The organism is Pseudomonas sp. FSL R10-2189 (assembly GCF_009600325.1).
Lineage (GTDB): Bacteria > Pseudomonadota > Gammaproteobacteria > Pseudomonadales > Pseudomonadaceae > Aquipseudomonas > Aquipseudomonas helleri.
In genome coordinates, this window is sequence record NZ_WIVZ01000001.1 from 26,566 (window position 1) to 43,689 (window position 17,124).

14 protein-coding genes and 2 pseudogenes are annotated in these 17,124 nt (G+C 55.6%); 4 read left to right on the forward strand and 12 right to left on the reverse strand.

Annotated elements, in window-relative coordinates:
• Window positions 1-42: 42 nt before the first annotated feature.
• The 3 genes and pseudogenes from GHO32_RS00115 to GHO32_RS00120 all read right to left on the reverse strand — a co-directional run bounded on the left by GHO32_RS00115 (window position 43) and on the right by GHO32_RS00120 (window position 2,363).
• Window positions 43-828, reverse strand: coding sequence for a hypothetical protein (locus tag GHO32_RS00115; protein ID WP_256678602.1), 786 nt, complete (start codon window positions 826-828; stop codon window positions 43-45).
• A 159-nt stretch (window positions 829-987) separates the two neighbouring features.
• Window positions 988-1,179 (reverse strand): annotated as a pseudogene (locus GHO32_RS27100) (lysozyme inhibitor LprI family protein); the annotation flags it as partial.
• 21 nt (window positions 1,180-1,200) lie between these two features.
• A protein-coding gene (locus GHO32_RS00120; RefSeq protein WP_095019831.1) for an IS3 family transposase occupies window positions 1,201-2,363 on the reverse strand; the annotation gives its coding sequence in 2 pieces (ribosomal slippage) (window positions 1,201-2,108 and window positions 2,108-2,363; 1,164 coding nt in all).
• A 213-nt stretch (window positions 2,364-2,576) separates the two neighbouring features.
• Here GHO32_RS00120 and GHO32_RS27105 point away from each other — a divergent pair.
• Window positions 2,577-3,168: pseudogene (locus GHO32_RS27105) on the forward strand (chromosome segregation protein SMC); the annotation flags it as partial.
• A 192-nt stretch (window positions 3,169-3,360) separates the two neighbouring features.
• On the opposite strand, the gene GHO32_RS27030 reads toward GHO32_RS27105, so the two are convergent.
• Together GHO32_RS27030 and GHO32_RS00130 are read right to left on the reverse strand one after the other, a co-directional pair.
• A complete protein-coding gene (locus GHO32_RS27030) occupies window positions 3,361-3,636 on the reverse strand; it encodes an antitoxin Xre/MbcA/ParS toxin-binding domain-containing protein (RefSeq protein ID WP_306106466.1) in 276 nt (91 codons plus the stop codon).
• A gap of 331 nt (window positions 3,637-3,967) precedes the next feature.
• The gene (locus GHO32_RS00130) at window positions 3,968-4,252 is read right to left on the reverse strand and encodes a helix-turn-helix domain-containing protein (RefSeq protein ID WP_153442701.1); all 285 of its coding nucleotides are present in this window, start codon (window positions 4,250-4,252) and stop codon (window positions 3,968-3,970) included.
• Window positions 4,253-4,287: 35 nt separating this feature from the next.
• Between GHO32_RS00130 and GHO32_RS00135 the strand changes: the two genes are divergently transcribed.
• Window positions 4,288-4,794 carry a hypothetical protein gene (locus GHO32_RS00135; RefSeq protein ID WP_256678604.1) on the forward strand — a complete coding sequence of 169 codons (507 nt, stop codon included), beginning with the start codon at window positions 4,288-4,290 and terminating at the stop codon, window positions 4,792-4,794.
• A gap of 197 nt (window positions 4,795-4,991) precedes the next feature.
• Here the strand turns inward: GHO32_RS00135 and GHO32_RS00140 are convergent, their stop codons facing one another.
• The 4 genes from GHO32_RS00140 to GHO32_RS00155 are packed head-to-tail and all read right to left on the reverse strand — an operon-like array spanning window position 4,992 to window position 10,472.
• Window positions 4,992-5,390: a hypothetical protein gene (locus GHO32_RS00140; RefSeq protein ID WP_153442703.1), complete on the reverse strand. Its 399-nt coding sequence runs from the start codon at window positions 5,388-5,390 to the stop codon at window positions 4,992-4,994.
• 2 nt (window positions 5,391-5,392) lie between these two features.
• Window positions 5,393-7,624 carry a hypothetical protein gene (locus GHO32_RS00145; RefSeq protein ID WP_153442705.1) on the reverse strand — a complete coding sequence of 744 codons (2,232 nt, stop codon included), beginning with the start codon at window positions 7,622-7,624 and terminating at the stop codon, window positions 5,393-5,395.
• On the reverse strand, window positions 7,621-9,210 hold the full coding sequence (locus GHO32_RS00150) for a tyrosine-type recombinase/integrase (RefSeq protein WP_153442707.1): 1,590 nt from the start codon (window positions 9,208-9,210) through the stop codon (window positions 7,621-7,623). Before GHO32_RS00150 ends, GHO32_RS00145 begins: the two co-directional genes overlap by 4 nt.
• Window positions 9,210-10,472 (reverse strand): site-specific integrase, encoded by a 1,263-nt coding sequence (locus tag GHO32_RS00155; protein ID WP_153442709.1) that lies wholly within the window; start codon window positions 10,470-10,472, stop codon window positions 9,210-9,212. Before GHO32_RS00155 ends, GHO32_RS00150 begins: the two co-directional genes overlap by 1 nt.
• 147 nt (window positions 10,473-10,619) lie before the next feature.
• Between GHO32_RS00155 and ettA the strand changes: the two genes are divergently transcribed.
• Both ettA and gdhA read left to right on the forward strand, forming a co-directional pair.
• A complete protein-coding gene (ettA, locus tag GHO32_RS00160; protein ID WP_153442711.1) occupies window positions 10,620-12,314 on the forward strand; it encodes an energy-dependent translational throttle protein EttA in 1,695 nt (564 codons plus the stop codon).
• A 327-nt stretch (window positions 12,315-12,641) separates the two neighbouring features.
• Window positions 12,642-13,979 (forward strand): NADP-specific glutamate dehydrogenase, encoded by a 1,338-nt coding sequence (gene gdhA / locus GHO32_RS00165; protein ID WP_153334932.1) that lies wholly within the window; start codon window positions 12,642-12,644, stop codon window positions 13,977-13,979.
• Here the strand turns inward: gdhA and GHO32_RS00170 are convergent.
• From GHO32_RS00170 to GHO32_RS00180, 3 genes are all read right to left on the reverse strand, one after another.
• Window positions 13,964-14,470, reverse strand: a complete 507-nt coding sequence (locus GHO32_RS00170) for a GreA/GreB family elongation factor (RefSeq protein WP_153334933.1) — start codon at window positions 14,468-14,470, stop codon at window positions 13,964-13,966. The two genes, gdhA and GHO32_RS00170, sit on opposite strands and share 16 nt — an antisense overlap.
• Window positions 14,471-14,572: 102 nt before the next feature.
• Complete coding sequence (locus GHO32_RS00175; RefSeq protein ID WP_153334934.1) at window positions 14,573-16,426, reverse strand: DUF4105 domain-containing protein; 1,854 nt, start codon at window positions 16,424-16,426, stop codon at window positions 14,573-14,575.
• Between the two features lie 73 nt (window positions 16,427-16,499).
• A complete protein-coding gene (locus GHO32_RS00180; RefSeq protein ID WP_123751285.1) occupies window positions 16,500-16,991 on the reverse strand; it encodes a DUF3015 domain-containing protein in 492 nt (163 codons plus the stop codon).
• Window positions 16,992-17,124 lie beyond the last annotated feature (133 nt).

A 17,124-nucleotide genomic window follows, 5' to 3' on the forward strand; every position in this document is an offset into this window, starting at 1 on the left:
AGGCGCGACGTTAAATCGCGGTCATTCGGAGTGCCCTTGGGATCAGGTCAGCTGAGGAGGGCGATTGAACTCAAGGCATTCCCCGATCGGGGTGAATTGCGGATTTCTGCATACCCAGACTGTAAAGGCGGTATAGCCTGCAGACAGCGCGAAGATCTGCGCCATTGTGGCTTTGTTCTGCCGGCGATTCCTTGCATCAGCACGAGCTTGTGATTCGCCCTTGCGGCGGGTGCCGCCCACGAACAACGATGCGATGAGCATGCCGATGACGGCGAAGAAGACTGCGACCAAAGTCAGCTTGGCCACGATCGATAGAAAGATACTCAGGCCGCCTCGATTGCTCTTCAATGTCGCGTAGACGGCGTAAGCGATCGATAGAGCAAAGCCCACGACCGCTGAGAGAACTGATACTGCCCAGGGCATTTCGAGCCAATGAAATATCACGCCAATCAGTATGCCGGCCGCTGGGAGTGCATTGGTAATCAACGCGTCTGTGTAGTCGCTATAAATAGTCGCTGACCCTGCATGATGGCAATAAACAGCAAAGGCCGAGACAATTGCACACACCAACAAGAGATATTTCCACCCCGGGCCGCTGATAAACCACTTCAGGAATGGATTAGGCTGAGAGGGTTGTACGGCTGCAGTCGGCGCAACCGGCTTGACCGATGGGGAGAGTGTCTGCGGGGTGGTAGAAGGCGCAGCTACCGAGCCAGAAACATAGGTGCCGTTGCGGACAGCCTGGTCAATTTTCGCATTGCGTTCCGCCACTGCTGCTTTGCGTTGAGCTTCCTGCTCTGCTGCAACTGCGGCTTTTTCGTCAGCCAATCGGTCTTGCTCATCTCGTTGAGCCTGGCGCTGCTCAGCTTCCAGTTTGGCCTGAGCGTCATAAGTCTTGTTTCTTTCCTTGAGCGCGTAGTTTCCCAGAGCCTGAATACGTGCGCCGATGGTTTGGTCGAGGCATTTTTGAACTGTGCATGCGTCCCGCTCCTTGAGCCACTCGCGTTGCGATTGGCGAAGGGCTGCAGGATCTGTGGAGTCGTTGAGCGCTTTTGTGTAAGTCCTCGCCAGAATCTCATCTGCCTTGCTCAGAAACCCGTCTTGGCAAATCGATCGTTCTGCAAACGTTGAAGCTTTCGCACAATCAAAACTGGCCGCAGAAGCCCCGCCGGCGAAGATCGAGAGGGCTAATTGTAGTGGTCAACTCATCCCGGACACGGTTTTGAGTTTTTCTTCCGTTTTCGCTGGGGCCAATCCATCGTTAAATTGATGAGGTCGGATCCAGTTGTAGTGATGCATCAGGTACTGGCTAATATCTCTCTGAGCCTGGTGGCCGGTCATGTAGCCAGTGGTTGGTATCCACTCTGTTTTCAAGCTGCGAAAAACCCGCTCCATCGGCGCATTATCCCAGCAGTTTCCTCGGCGGCTCATACTCTGACGCATGCGATAACGCCACAGCCGCTGGCGAAAGTTGCGGCTGCCATATTGGGATCCCTGGTCTGAGTGAAATAGCAGGCCTTGCGGCTTGCCACGCTGCTCGTAAGCCACATCCAACGCCTTGATCACCAAGTCTGCATCCGGCTTTTCTGATAACGCCCAGCCCACCACTCGGCGAGCGTAAAGATCCATGACAACCGCAAGGTAGTGCCATTTCCCCTGTGCCCAGATGTAGGTGATGTCGCCGCACCAGACCTGGTTGGGCGCTTCGACATCAAATTCTCGGTTCAATATATTTGGGATATCCGGCCGCTCGACTGTGGCCTTTTTATAGGCGTGTGATCCTGGCTGCTTGCTGACCAACTCCAGCTCACGCATCAGCCTGCGTACCTTAAACCGTCCAATTTGCTCACCTTCTTCTTGCATCATCAACGTGATGCTTCGACTGCCGGGAGCACTTCGGCCCTGGGTGAACAACTCGCTCACTCGGCTACGCAGCCTGAGCCGCTCAACATCTGGTGTTCGCCGCCTTAGACGATGCGCGTAGTACCCCGAACGAGCGACCTCAAACGCCTCGCACAAGCAGTCAACAGGCTCATGGACGCTTAGCTGATTGATCAGCGCGTACGCTCGAGATCTTCCGACATCAAGAGCGCGGTAGCCTTTTTTAATATTGATTTCTCGCGCTCGAGGCGAGCAATCCGAGCTTCCAACTCCTGGATTTTTTGCTGCTCTGGTGTCAGGGCCTTGCTCTGGGGCGTGACGCCGGTGCGCTCTTGCTGAAGCTGGTCGACCCAGCGGCGCAGCGCCGACTCACCAACACTCAGTGAACGACTGGCTTCGATGAAGCTGTAGTTTTGCTTGAGCACGAGGTCGGCAGCCTCGCGTTTGAATTCAGCGGAAAAGGTACGGCGTTGTTTGGTCATCTGACACCTCGATCTGGCGAGCATTCTCGCCTAAAAGGGTGTCCGGTTTCATTAGACCACTACAAATGCCAAGGTCAATCCAATTTTCATCTCAACCACTCCATACGTGAAATTTCCATGTTCCGTTGTATCGGCTGAGGTCTTCGATGCCTTATGCCTGATTAGCTATTTTTTACCGATCACAAAGAAGCCAGCGATCAAGTCGCTGGCTTAGAGGGTGATAGGCTCAGCTTCGAAGAATCAATAAAGGCGTTGAAGTCTCGACTAGCCCTGGCGTGCCGTGGCAAATCCGAATTTGGGGGCTGGTTCAATAAATTTTTGAAAGCTGAAACCGAAAGACGGCCCGAATACATGGATCACTTGCTGTGCTGGTTCCCTGAAGACGGCTAACAGCTGGAATACAGTCGCAAAGCTAATGGCCGAGATTTTCAATCCATTGGGCAGGCCTCAGCGGGGCAGCGCGCAGCCGCCATGCTGGCTTTTTTGCTGGCACATGGAGGTGAGCCAGTAGTGCTCGATCAGCCAGAGGATGACATGGACAATCATCTGATTTACGGGCTCGTTGTTCAGCAGATTCGCTCTAACAAGCACGTCGCCAACGGATCATCGTGACTCATAACCCTAACATCGTTGTAAATGGTGATGCCGAGTTGATTCATGTATTGGATTTCAACAACCAGTGCCCTGTAAGCAGACAGGTTCACTTCAAGAGCAAGACCTGCGACAAGAGGTTTGCCAAGTGATGGAGGGCGGCGCGGAGGCGTTTGAGCGACGCTATCAACGCCTGGGAGAGAGGTCTGATTAGGACCGGCCATCGCGCGAGCGTTGCTCTGGTGGATGCGATACGGACTCGGAAATGTCAAGGGATTGGAGAATCCCATACGACTTTAAAAAAGCTAGGGCTATCCGTTTGCCGGCTGCCACAGTCGGGCAGCATTGACAAGCGGGGTGCAGGATTCGCAGTCACCTCTACAGGGCAACGCCAGTCATAAGGATGTTAGATGTAAACGCCATATTCCAGCTGATTCAAGAACCTATCCACATCTTCATATCCTGATCGCGTTGCCAACATACCGCATGGGACTTGCCGTCCTAGCCCGTAGGCCGGATCACGCAACCAACGTTCGGCATGCTTGCGCGTTCCAAATACCCGCGTTGCTATCATCAGAACCTGCTCGCATCGCCCCACGAAGCACCTGTGAGCCATGCTCCAGCACGCAATTGGGGCGCTAGGGCTTAACGCAACTATCTGCAATTCATTCATAGAATACATCTCGAAGATGTCACCACTTAACCGCACAGCCTACCAATCGGTTCCATTTCTCTACCTTTCTGCACGGCGATTTCGAGCAACCTCCCTTGTTTTTCAGACCTTTTCTGTAGCAGCTCTCGGGCTTCCGCTTTCATTTGAGCGACATCATGCCACTTACGGGTTTTCATTTTGCGCCGGCCTTTCATTTCATCTCCTCAATGTCAGGCATCATTGGCATCAGCATCCGCCGACTTACGCACCGCGTTTCATAGTCACACCTCACAGGATAGCTCAGCCATGCTGCGGCCCATGCGAATGATAGTAGCCCCGGAAACGCCTACACCAAGACAGCTTAGCGGGGTGAAGGCCCATTAATTTCCGTTCGAACTCGCTCCATCATTGAGTCCAGCGTGGCGGTTTCGTCCATAAGAAGGTAGCACTGCGTCAAAATCGTCAAAGGATGTACACCCATGGCAGAGGCCAGCGCTTGAACCATCTCAAGGGTAGGGCCCTTTCCACCGCCTTCCAATTGGCTCAGGTAAGTCTGGCTGCTATGCCCCTCGAAGTCTTCCTGGTTGAGATGACGAGACTTCCTCATTTGTCTCAACGCCTTACCAAATGCCTGTTTCAGCTCCATTATTTCATTCCCACAAAAGGAATGATGAAGCCGTCTTGAACGTCAGACATCCATTAACTATTGTTAATATTTTGGAGGTTTTTTCAATGTTCAAAACGTACAGACATGCAGAGCTCAGCCCAGCAGCCGTTTTCGGTGGCGGCGTCGCCAGCTACTGGCAGTTTGTTGAGCTGGAGGTACACCATCCCTGGTTCTACATCGAATTGGTGAGGGATTATGGCGACGACATCGTGGGCAGCATGTTGATGGTCCCAACGGTACCGATGCTTCAGCAGATGCTTTCGGAACTGGATGAACGCTCATGGTTCGGCCAAGCACACCTGATGTCTCCTGGCCATCTACGAGGAGGGGACAACTGGAAAATGGAGCCGCTGATTGAGGTAGGTGTTGCTCAAGACAATAATGGTGAGGTCGAAGGGTATCTGTTCAAGGTTGCGGGAGGAGCCAGTTACAGCACCCACCACTCACTCGGTCACAGCAACCTAAAAGTGACTGAGATAATTTTCTCCGCAGATCGCGATTTGCGAGCTCATGGAGGGTAGCAGTCCTTAGCAGCCGGCCACGAATCAGGAATCTCTTGGAAGGGGCTGATTGCTATAAAGCTTTTTGGGCAGGAGACATCGTGACGGCAACTGTTGGTCGACACTACGAGGTCGTTGACCAACCTACAGATGTGAAGATGGTCAACTCCTAGTCAGCTGGAATGTAAGCGGTCGGTCAAGTACGCGCAATTACTCAATCATGTTTTCTTTTTAAGCTGTGAAACCGGCCGCTCTAACATCGATTGCGTTAGCCCGTGCATATCGGCATTGGCTTGCCAGATCAAAAAACGGCTATGCATATCTCGAACAGCAGCTAGCAGCTTCTGGTTAGTCGCTTTCAGTTCCTCAATGCGCTCGTTGGCTGCTTGTATATCGGCAATCCAGCCCGGCTTTATTTTCTGAGCTTTCAATGCCTCCTTGCAATTCTTCATCGCTAAATCCACGGCAGGTAGATTCATCAAGGACTGGCGAGCACGACTGATACCCAGCTTTTCTTTGCATGCCTCAACGAGCAAAGGCCAGGTCAGCTTCGGCTCTGACCATTCCTCTATTAGCTTGATAATACGTTTCTCATCCTTGGGCGTTAAATGGGGCATAGTTAAGCTTCGATCTCATCTAGTAAGGCCAAGACGTCATCCAAGGATGGCAACGCCTTTCGCGCTTGGTTCTCTTCAATGACTTTGACTTCGATCAACCCCGCCATTGCGGCGGCGTTCTTGGTGACTGTCCAACCGTTGTCGGCGTTCCACACAATGTCACCGTTTTTGAGTTCAGGGCTTTCCAGCGTTTGGATGAGCGCCTCGCACTTAAAGAGCTTCTCACCCAGTCTTTTGGCCGACTCCGAGGCTCCAAACACATCACGAGACTGCGCATCCATGGCTTTATCTAGGCGGCGTTTAAGGTCGTCGCGTTCTTCCATGAGGTTGCCCAGCTTCACGTCATCCCCTTTGACGCAACCGAGCCGCCCGCAGTCCAAACAGGCACCCATTTTCGGGCAGGGCTCGGATGCAAAGTCGTGCACACAAACGCCAAGATGGGTTTGATGGACAATGCGGTCCTGTTCACCCTCGTGCAGTTTCCTCACGTCAGCCAAATTCAGCGGCTGATTAGTTTTGACCTTGTCCAAACGCTGAGCAACGGTGCTGTGCTTCGTTTTGGGGTGGTTCGCCGCAACCCTTTTGGTGCGATCTTCGATGGTCTCATGGTTGTAGACAGACCCCATCGTCGTGCGTCCCGAGAAGGCGTCAATCAGGAGCTGCGACAGACCGGCCTCGTGCATCCGCGTGTTCAATTCGTGCCGAAACGCATGCGTGTTGACCTTAAGACCGGGGTAGCCATAGCGCTCGAACAGGCTTTTCTTTTTCTTGTTGTTCGTACCGCCTAGTTGCGCACTCAATCGGATATAATTTGCCGCGATCTCCAAGCCAAACCCGTGTATCACAACGCGAGCTGAGTCGTCAGTCAGTGCTCCCGTGCGCACGGTGAACAACGCATCACGGTACTTCACACGAGCTTTGCCCTCCGTGTAGGGCGTGGTGTACGGAAAATCCTTTGGAAGATATTTTTCACGCAACAGCACATTGAGCTTGCGCAGCGTGATCGCACATCGGTCGTCATACGCAAAACCCTGTATTCCTGGCTTTCCCTTAACAAATATGCGCGTCCCTACTCTATCCCACCCGCCACGGATTTCGGCCAAGAGGGCTCGGGAGGCGGGGCTGAGCGCCTGTCGCTTCTCCAGGGATTTCAGGAAGTTGACATTGAATACGTCTCGCGAGCCGCTGACATAACTAACGGAGAGTTTTAGCGCGGCACAGGCTTCGGCGTACGTTAGCGGTTCATCAGGCCCCTTGGGTGGCAGCCCTTCATGGGGCGGAAACTCATCGGGATGGTCTTCCAGCCAGGCGGCGTAAGCCCGCGCCTCGTCGGTGATCGGTCTCAGTAACGTGATGACCCGCTCGACGACCGGCTCCATCTCAGGCCTAACGACGGGCTTCAGCATCACTTGGTTCATCTTTTCGGCGTACCAGCGCAGGAACATGCGCCGATTGCCTTGGGTATCCTCTTTGAACACCTGGCAATTCAATTCAACATCCGCCAATTCACCCACGCGACTAGGTGCGCTCAGCAACAGCGCACAGGCGGATGTCACAACGATATCGAGGGGGTCTGTCATATCGTTTGAGAACACTTCCCCGAGGGCTCTGATCGCGTCAGGGTTGGGCAGTTTCTGTTCCCGATCCGCTTTTTGCTGCTTAAGCGTGCCACGCGGCCTGGGCGTCAGCGGACTGGTCCACCGGAAGTCCGACTTGAGCAATTTTTTGGCCCGCATCAGGGTGATGATGGCCTCAAGTGTCCTGCCGTGCTGGTATGCGGTGTCGCCTTTTGTCCAGCGACGCCTCATTTCCTCGCACGCGTTATTACAGACAGCGGCGGACACCCTCGTCACATCCTGCGTGCCGATCAACTCGAGCAGGGCGACTTTCATCGCGGCCAAGGCTCTAAGCCAATCTGTCATCACCTTTTTCTGCAAATACACCCTTCGGTACACCAGTAAGGCTTTGGCAAAGTCCGTGAAGGTTGCCTGCATCGCCTCTGGGGCAACGTTGGTCGATCCGAGCCTTCTGAAGCTACAGCCATTGAAGCCGTGCCTGTGCCAACTGCCGTCTTCCCAGCGAATACTTGAGTGCACTTGAGTGGGAATGCCTTTGGGCAGGGTCTGTTTTGCCCATTCGATAAACGCCGCGAGCTGAGCCTCCGCGGCCAGCTGGTTCCTGGGCTTAAAATCGACAATGTTGTTCGTCGGCACAGAATAAAACGCATCGGTCATTCGCTTTTCCTTTCCGATCGGAGCATTACCTCACAATCCAGTATCACCTTGCGGCAAGCCAGAATTGCCCGGTCCCAGAGCACACCGGTCGTTTTATCCGTGGCTATGGTTTGCGCCCGACGACGGTCCAATCGCTCAAGGACCGCGCGGTGATTGGCGTGCAGAAGGGGCTGGAATTTTCCGCATGCGTAGCAGGTGTAAGGCGCATCGAGATGGCAGGCGGAAGTGGCACCGCATACTGCCACATCCTCGATTTGTCGATTCGCTCGATCCCCGTTTTTTGCTGAGGTACGATCCGTGACGATGATCCCGGTGAATGCATTCACAACCACGGCCAAATGGTCGCTCATCTTAGCGTCGATCAACGCCAGCAATTCCGGCGATACGGCGCGGTACTTTCGCACTGTCGTAGTATCTTTGTGCATCAATGCACGAGCCATCGTCCACTCATCAAGTCCCGCATTGGAAAGGTCGGTGCCTAGGGTGTGCCTGAACCGGTGCCCCCGTGTCACTTTCAGCGGCTGATGGGTGCGAGGCGAAATCGGAAAGCCCTGCATCCGCTCGATGCACGCAAGCCAACCTTTGATCGTGCCTGATCCGGCATGAAAGATCGGGTTCGGGGCGTCTTCGAGGCTTTTTTGAAGGGGGCTGTTGAGCAAAACAGGGGGAGACAGCCGCTCCTGAGGTCCTGCTTCATCATGATCCAGCTTTTTACGAAAGAGGGGGACATTCTCAATGGCTGCATTCCAGTCGGCAATGTCTGGATACGTTTGCCAGAGTTGCGCCAGAACCACTGCCTTGTAGGCCTGCACGGTGTTGTATAGGTCCTCATCCAGACTGAATATTTCGGACTTTACTCGCCAACCCGCCTCGTCGCCTTTCTGCTTTGCCCAGTGAATACTAACTTTGCAGCCCCGATCGCTCTTGGTGAAATCACCATAAACCATCATTCGCACCTGAACGCCACGCTGCCCGTAAATCATCAGCATGCGCAGGTAGAGGTACTGCTCGCAATCTAACCGTCCGTGACAGAACTGCTCATGTATCCATTGATATAGCGCGTCCTGCTCAAACTGTGTGAACGGGCCCTGTTCGGGGTCCAGGCTGAGGATCACATCGTGGCTGGATTTCTTTTTCCTGGGCAGTTCTTTGTAGGCTTTGATAAGAGGTTGCGACGGGCGCTGTTCGAGGGATTTGCAGTCGTGCCAAAACGCCATGAAAGTGGCGATGGAACTAAACTCATTAACGTTAAAGCGCTCCCGCAGAGCGATCAGGTGATCCTCGTTAAGCGGGTCAATCCCGGCCTGAGCAGCCCGCGACAACACGCCGGCGACCAGATTAACCGAGCCCGCTTCCTGATCGGCCATGCGGTACGCCAGGACGGCGTGCAACCAGGGTTGCCAATCCGGCGAGACGCACGCAATAGCCGCTTCCCAGTTGAGTGAATGATTAGCCGATTTATCCGGTTTCCACATCGGTTCAGCGGGCGTGAACACCTGCCCACATTTCGCCAGTCGAGGCGTGTTCAGCCACACATCGAGGCAATCCTTCGTAGGTGCCTGAAGTGCTTCGACGGCGATGTTCATTATGAACCTCCTTGTGTCGTGACGGCCTTCTGACGGCGGGCAGTAAACCGCTCGGCACGTTTCTGTATCGCTTTGTCTGCCTCTTCCTTCCAGAATTTGGCGCCGTAGAGGCCGGGCATGTTCGAGTCGGGACTCCAGCCGAACATCCATGTGAGGGTCTTTTGTACTTGCGTGGTGCGATCCTCCGGCGTGAGCACTGCCAGTTCCTCACTCATGCTTTCCAGCATCGTGTAAACCGCGTCATGCCTCAGAGTATGCGTGTGCACATGGGCCAGTTCCGGCGCTTTTTCTCGGACCTTGGACAGAACGCCATCCACTGCCTTGATAGTCAAAGGCCCGCCCTCATTTCGCTTGTGAGCCACCAATAAAAACGGATGCCTATTCGCCTGCGATCTGCCACTACGGGGCTTTCTGTGGCGATATTTCGATTCGTACTCAGTTATCGCGTCGTACAGGTCATCGGTCATTACCAGCATGCGCTCGTTGGTTTTAAATTGCGGGGCCATCGTTCGTGGATCGCGGCTCTCATCCTCCAGGTTAACCACCGCTAGTTGACGACTATGCCAGTGAATATCACTGGTCTTGATAAGCAGCATCTCGGAGCGCCGTAGCCCCATGTCGAGGCCCAGCAGCAAAATGATGTAATTACGCCGCCTGATGGCTTCATCTGAAAAGGGGTTCTCGGCGCTGTCCGGATGCATGATTTCCAGCAATCGAGTTCGCTCCTGACTCGTGAGCCCCTTCACTTTTTCCGTTCGCGTTTTTTTCCACGCAGGCTTAGCCGCTTTGATCTTGCGCTTTATACGCTCCTTCAGATCGTCAACCGCTCCATATCGCGTTGAGTGATCACCCAACTTGTCATAAAGGAAGGCCAGATAGTCGCGAACCGCCTCAATCCGCTGCTGCGCATGGATTTTGCCAATGGATTTGTAAGCAGTCGGATGCAAACGCATCCTCTCATACTTCATGGCTAAGGATTCCTTGCTGAACCCCGCGTCCGACACAAACCTAGAAAGCTCACTGTCTGTTAGGTATTGGCTATGAGGGCGCTGTTCTAGATGAGAAATCAGATCAATGGAGGAAAAAGCCAGAAACTCCTCGAACACTGCCAGATGCTCAAGGTACTTCTTGGTCGTTTCGAGGGCTCTGCCCGAGTGCTCCATGGTGATGAATAGGTTGGGGTAGTAGATCGGGATGTGGTCTTGTACCAGCAGCTTTCTTCGAGCAGCATTCACCACCTGCTCTATGATCTGGAAACCCATGATGCCCCCTCCTAAAACATAACTTTTTTGAGTATAGTCATGCATATCGGCTGATCAGCGCAAAACCTAACGTTTTACTTTCCGAGTCTAAGCGCTTCTCGCTACTACTTTAGCACTGAAGACACTGGATTAAAGGCGAATCATACCATGTCCAAAAGTGACAAAACTGGCAAAACAGGCTCTTACGTTTTCACCATGCATCGGCTGAGTAAGGTTGTTCCGCCGAAGCGGGAAATCCTGAAAAACATCTCCTTGTCGTTCTTCCCTGGCGCCAAAATCGGCGTACTGGGCCTGAACGGTTCGGGTAAATCTACTCTGTTGAAAATCATGGCTGGCGTCGACACCGAGTTCGACGGTGAAGCCCGTCCAATGCCAGAGCTCAACGTGGGCTACTTGCCGCAAGAGCCGCAACTGGACGCCAGCAAAACCGTGCGTGAAGTGGTCGAAGAAGCGGTGAGCGTGATCAAGGATGCGCAAGCGCGTCTGGATCAGGTTTACGCTGAATACGCCGACCCGGATGCCGACTTCGACAAGCTGGCCGCTGAACAGGCCAAGCTCGAAGCGATCCTGCAAGCCGGTGACGGCCACAACCTTGAGCGTCAGCTCGAAGTGGCAGCCGATGCCCTGCGCCTGCCAGCCTGGGACGCCAAAATTGAACACCTCTCGGGTGGTGAGAAGCGCCGTGTGGCCCTGTGCCGCCTGCTGCTGTCGGCCCCGGACATGCTGCTGCTCGACGAACCAACCAACCACCTGGACGCCGACTCGGTGGCCTGGCTGGAGCACTTCCTGCACGACTTCCCGGGTACCGTGGTTGCGATTACGCACGACCGTTACTTCCTGGACAACGTTGCAGGCTGGATTCTGGAGCTCGACCGCGGCGCCGGTATTCCTTACGAGGGCAACTACTCGGGTTGGCTTGAAGCCAAGTCCGACCGTCTGGCCCAGGAATCCAAGCAGCAGTCGGCCCATGAAAAGGCCATGAAAGACGAGCTGGAATGGGTTCGTAAAGGCGCCAAGGCGCGTCAGTCCAAGTCCAAGGCGCGTCTGCAACGCTTCGAAGAACTGCAATCGCAGGAATTCCAGAAGCGCAGCGAAACCAACGAAATCTACATCCCGGCCGGTCCGCGCCTGGGTGACAAGGTGATCGAGTTCAAGAACGTGTCCAAGGGTTACGGCGATCGCGTGCTGATCGACAACCTGTCGTTCGTGATGCCTAAAGGCGCCATTGTCGGCGTGATCGGTGGTAACGGTGCCGGTAAGTCGACCCTGTTCCGCATGCTGATGGGCAAAGAGCAGCCGGACTCGGGCAGCATCGAAGTGGGTGACACCGTGCAACTGGCGTGTGTTGACCAAAGCCGTGACGACCTGGATGGCAGCAAGACCGTATTCCAGGCGATTTCTGATGGTTCCGATGTGATCCGTATCGGCAACTACGAAATCCCGTCGCGTACCTACGTGGGTCGCTTCAACTTCAAAGGTGGCGATCAGCAGAAGTTCGTCAAGGACCTGTCCGGTGGTGAGCGTGGTCGCTTGCACCTGGCCCTGACCTTGAAAGAGGGCGCCAACGTGCTGCTGCTCGACGAACCGTCCAACGACCTTGACGTTGAGACCTTGCGTTCGCTCGAAGAAGCGCTGCTGGACTTCCCGGGCGCTGCCATTGTGATCTCTCACGATCGGTGGTTCCTTGACCGCGTCGCGACTCACATCCTGGCGTACGAAGACGACTCGCAAGCGGTCTTCTTTGAAGGCAACTACACCGAGTACGAAGCTGACCGTAAAAAGCGCCTCGGCGAAGCGGCCGCCCAGCCGCACCGTGTGCGTCACAAAAAACTGGCCCAGTAAGGCCGGTTTGCAAGAAAAACGGAGCCCCTCGGGGCTCCGTTTTTTTTGGGGACCCTGTAGGAGCGAGCTTGCCTCGCGATCTTTTGATCGTTTAAAAAGATCGCGAGGCAAGCTCGCTCCTACAGATTGCGTGTTTTTATTGGTGCAAAACTGGGTACATAAATCACTTTTTTGGTGCGCAAAAACCGCATAAAACCGGGGCGATTTATATAAAAGCACCATTTAAATTCATAACTGCGACATTTTGCGCTGTCGCGGTGCGGCATGACTTGTTAAAGTTCTGGCCAATCTCCGTTTAACGACAACAAATTTGCCGAGACTTTTCCCATGATCGAATCCGTCGACCACTTCCTTGCCCGCCTGAAAAAACGTGACCCGGACCAGCCAGAATTCCACCAGGCGGTGGAAGAAGTCCTGCGCAGTTTGTGGCCGTTTCTTGAAGCCAATCCGCATTATCTGACTTCAGGCATTCTTGAACGCATCTGCGAACCAGAGCGTGCAATTGTGTTCCGCGTGTCATGGGTCGACGACGAAGGCAAAGTCCGCGTTAACCGTGGTTTCCGCATCCAGATGAACAGCGCGATTGGCCCGTACAAGGGCGGCTTGCGCTTCCACCCGTCGGTGAACCTGGGCGTGCTGAAGTTCCTGGCGTTTGAGCAGACCTTCAAAAACTCCCTGACCTCGTTGCCTATGGGCGGCGGTAAAGGCGGTTCGGACTTCAACCCCAAGGGCAAGAGCGACGCTGAAGTGATGCGTTTCTGCCAGGCCTTTATGAGCGAGCTGTACCGCCACATTGGTTCTGACGTTGACGTACCGGCGGGCGATATCGGCGTGGGGGCGCGGGAAATCGGCTTTATGTTTGGCCAATACAAACGCTTGAGCAACCAGTTCACCTCGGTACTGACCGGCAAGGGCATGAGCTACGGCGGCAGCCTGATTCGCCCGGAAGCCACCGGTTTTGGCTGCGTGTACTTCGCCCAGGAAATGCTCAAGCGCAGCGGTCAGCGCATTGATGGCAAGCGCGTAGCAATCTCCGGTTCCGGCAACGTGGCGCAGTACGCGGCACGCAAGGTCATGGACCTGGGCGGCAAAGTGATTTCGCTGTCGGACTCCGAAGGCACCCTGTACTGCGAAGCGGGCCTGAACGATGAGCAGTGGGACGCGCTGATGGACCTCAAAAACGTCAAACGTGGCCGCATCAGCGAGTTGGCCAACCAGTTTGGCCTGGAGTTCCTGGCCGGTCAGCACCCGTGGAACCTGGCGTGCGATATCGCCCTGCCATGCGCCACGCAAAACGAGCTGGACGCCGACGCGGCCCGTACGCTTCTGAGCAATGGCTGCCTGTGTGTGGCCGAAGGCGCGAACATGCCGACCACCCTTGAGGCGGTTGATCTGTTTATCGAGGCGGGCATTCTGTTTGCGCCGGGCAAAGCCTCAAACGCAGGCGGCGTGGCCGTGAGCGGGCTGGAAATGTCGCAAAACGCCATGCGCCTGTTGTGGACGGCCGGTGAAGTGGACAACAAGCTGCACAACATCATGCAATCCATCCACCATGCGTGCGTGCACTACGGCGAAGAAAACGGCCGTATCAACTACGTCAAAGGCGCGAACATCGCAGGCTTCGTCAAAGTGGCTGACGCCATGCTGGCTCAGGGCGTGGTGTAAGCCGGTTCGATCGCGAGGATCTCGACCTGCAGATCGCCTGCAGGCCGGATCCACAGCACCTCATCACCCAGCCGCGCGCCCAACAGCGCCCGGCCCAGCGGTGAGCCCCAGTTAATCAGGCCCTGCGCCGCATCGGCCTGATCTTCCCCGACCAATTGCACGCGCTTTTGCATGCCGTGTTCATCGACATACGTCACCCAACTGCCAATCTGCACCTTGTGCGTTGATGTCGCCGGGGCGACCACGTGTGCGCTGTGCAGGCGTTGATTGAAGTAGCGCAGGTCGCGTTCCATGTCGGCCAGGTGCTGTTTATCGGGCAAGTCTTTGCGGGCGGCCTCCTGGCTGTGCAGGCGTTGTAACTCGGCGACCTTGGCTTGCAGTTGCTCAAGGCCAAGGGCGGTGACGTAGTTCGGCTGTTCGCTGACCTGACGCTCAACCGGCGTATCGGCCTGATTGGCGGCGCTGTCTTCGTTTACAAATGCACGGCTCATGATGGCAGTCCCTTTGTTAACCGTTAGCCCTTGTAGGAGCGAGCTTGCTCGCGATCTTTTGCCTTTAAAGATCAAAAGCTCGCTCCTACAGTGCGGGTGGCATCAGTAGTGATACCACTTGAGTTCGAGCATCACTTCGTTCACCGGTGAGGCAAGGTGGCTGAACTCACGCTGCGCGGTCAACCGCAGGCCGAGATTACGGGAGATTTCCCATTGCTGATTCAGGCTCAGGCTACGGCGCACTTCGCCGTTGGTGAAGTAATCGGCCTTGGTTTCCAGGCTCAGGTTGCCCACCGGGTTACGCCACAACACGCCGGTGTTGTAGCCCGCTGCCGGTGAAACAAACGCGGCGAAGTCGTTGTTGTGCTCGACCCGCACGGTGCCCAGGGCATAGCCCAGCAGGTTGTCGCTTAACTGCCAGGTACCGCCTGCGCCGCCGTTGACGTGGGTGACCAAGCGCTCGTTGCCATGTTTGCTGAGTACTCGCTCAAGGCCGCCGCCCACTTGCCATGACCAGGGTTGCAGCAGGGCGTTACGCGGGGTCAGGGAGCGAATGTTGGCCAGGTCCAGTTGCTGGACTTGCCATTTATTGCCCTCGTACTGGCGCAGCTTGAGCTGGAGGATTTCAATCTGCGCGCCCAGCGGAAAGCCCGGCGCGTTGTCGTTGAGGTCGTGGTAGGCCATGCGCAGGCCGTATTCGGCGAACGCTTTGTCATCGCGGCTGCCCGCGCCCAGTTGCCAGGTGCGAGACTCGTGGCCGTTTTCGGGAAGCTCGGGGCGTTCGACTTGCAGCTCTGGCGCCGGGTTCTGGTTGATGGCGCGCAGCAGTTCATAGCTGCGCTGCGAGCGCCCGGTGTCGCGCTCAAGGCCATTGGCCCGGTAGCGTTCAAGGCGATAGGCTGCGTCGATAATCAGTGCCTGACGCGCTTTGGGCAGCGCCATGAAGGTCGGGTTCTGCAATTGCGTCTGATCGGCGCTGACTTGCAGTACCCATTGCTGTTCTTCGGGGTCGAGCACTTTGGCGCGGTCCAGCAGCTCGCGTTCGCGAGACGGGCGGTATTCGATGCTTTCTACCAGGCCCGCTTCTTTGACCGCTTTAACCGTGTCGGTGGGGATCGCTGTCAGCGGGAACTGGGTGGTCAATTGCAAGCCGGGGCGGGCCACTTGCAGCAGTTCAAGCAGGCGGTAGGAGCAATTTTCATCGAAGAAAAAGTAATCGAACTGAATTTGTTTCAGCTCCCATACATGTTCAACCATGCGTTGGGTTTCTTCGGGGGTCAGGTTGAGTCGGTATTCCCACAGGTCGCGGTTTTCCAGGCTGCGGTATTCCGAGAGTTTTTCCTGGTAGGGGACCAGGGCAAACAGGCCGGGGTAACCACCGGCCAAGCCTTTCCAGGCATACAGAATGCTGTTGTCGGAGCCTTCGATGTAGGCGCCAAAGTTGATCGCGTAGCTGAGCAGCGCGGTTTTGTTGCTTTGCACATCGGCCTGGTCAATGCGCAGCAAGGTGTGGCCGAACATGGACGACGGGCTGTTGAGGTACGCCGCCGGGAAGATCATCACTGTGCTGTGCGGCGCGACGTCGGTGAACCACTGGGTGAACTCTGCGCATTCAACCTTGGGCAGGTCGTTGAGGTTCAGTTGCGCTTTGAGCCAGCGGGTGCGGGCCGGGTATACGCACTGCGGGTGTTTGTCGCCCAGGCTCACCGGGGCATACAACGCCTCAACGGTAGCGCGCAGTTCGGCGTCGGGGTGGTGGGCGCCGTCGGCGGCCAGAAAGAATTTGTCGTCGCTGACATAGCTGCGCCAGCCGCCCAGTTTGCGGGCCTCGTAATGGCCTAAAGAAATCCAGAACGGGTCGTTGGCGAGTTGCTGCAAACGTTGATTGTCGATTTGAGGCGCGGCGTACAGCGGGGCGCAGGCACAGAGCGCCAGATAGGCAAGGCGTTTGAGCATGGTGAGCAACTGTTGTCAGGCGAATGGAATTGAAACAGAAGTACCCGCTCCCGAAGGAGCGGGCAAGTCTCAGTTACGACGCAACGGTTGCGTACTTGGACAGGCGGGCATCGCCTTTGAGAACAGCCAGTGTGTTGGTGTGCACATCGTCAGCAGTTACGTCAGCCTTGCTGAAGATTTGCTGGAAGTGCTCGTGGGTGACAGCGGCAAAATGCTCGCGGTCTTCTGGGGCCACACCCAGTACCACCGCGTAGGTGGTCAGTGCTTCGCCGTTGCCTTTGGCCATGTCTTCGGACAGCTCGTTCATCATGCCATTCATGGCAATCCACGATTTGCCGCCGTAAGTCAGGGCGTCTTTGGTGGTACAGCCGTTAGTACCTGAGGTCATGCCGAAGGTCGCGTTACCGGAGGTGCCGTTGGTGGTGGAGGCCAGGAAGTGGGCGGGGGTGCCGCGCTGACCTTCAAACAGCATGTTGCCCCAACCGCAGTTCGGGCCGCCGGGTGCTTGCGCCATGGCGTTGAGGGAAACCACTGTAAAGAGAGTGCCGAGAAGAATCCGTTTCATATCATTGTTCTCTATGCGTGCAACCAATGGACAAGGGTATCTGGCCGTCATTAGCCAGAACGGGCCGGTTATCAATCCAGCCTCGCAACACTTAGGAGTCTAGGCACGATCAGCAGGTTCCGTGGTTTTTTGT

Coding starts and splice junctions, on each gene's coding strand:
- GHO32_RS00175 (WP_153334934.1), bottom strand. CDS start 16,426: ATGCTCAAACGCCTTGCCTATCTGGCGCTCTGTGCCTGCGCCCCGCTG.
- GHO32_RS00130 (WP_153442701.1), bottom strand. CDS start 4,252: ATGGAGCTGAAACAGGCATTTGGTAAGGCGTTGAGACAAATGAGGAAG.
- GHO32_RS00170 (WP_153334933.1), bottom strand. CDS start 14,470: ATGAGCCGTGCATTTGTAAACGAAGACAGCGCCGCCAATCAGGCCGAT.
- GHO32_RS00180 (WP_123751285.1), bottom strand. CDS start 16,991: ATGAAACGGATTCTTCTCGGCACTCTCTTTACAGTGGTTTCCCTCAAC.
- GHO32_RS00145 (WP_153442705.1), bottom strand. CDS start 7,624: ATGACCGATGCGTTTTATTCTGTGCCGACGAACAACATTGTCGATTTT.
- GHO32_RS27030 (WP_306106466.1), bottom strand. CDS start 3,636: ATGTATTCTATGAATGAATTGCAGATAGTTGCGTTAAGCCCTAGCGCC.
- GHO32_RS00150 (WP_153442707.1), bottom strand. CDS start 9,210: ATGAACATCGCCGTCGAAGCACTTCAGGCACCTACGAAGGATTGCCTC.
- GHO32_RS00155 (WP_153442709.1), bottom strand. CDS start 10,472: ATGGGTTTCCAGATCATAGAGCAGGTGGTGAATGCTGCTCGAAGAAAG.
- ettA (WP_153442711.1), top strand. CDS start 10,620: ATGTCCAAAAGTGACAAAACTGGCAAAACAGGCTCTTACGTTTTCACC.
- gdhA (WP_153334932.1), top strand. CDS start 12,642: ATGATCGAATCCGTCGACCACTTCCTTGCCCGCCTGAAAAAACGTGAC.
- GHO32_RS00140 (WP_153442703.1), bottom strand. CDS start 5,390: ATGCCCCATTTAACGCCCAAGGATGAGAAACGTATTATCAAGCTAATA.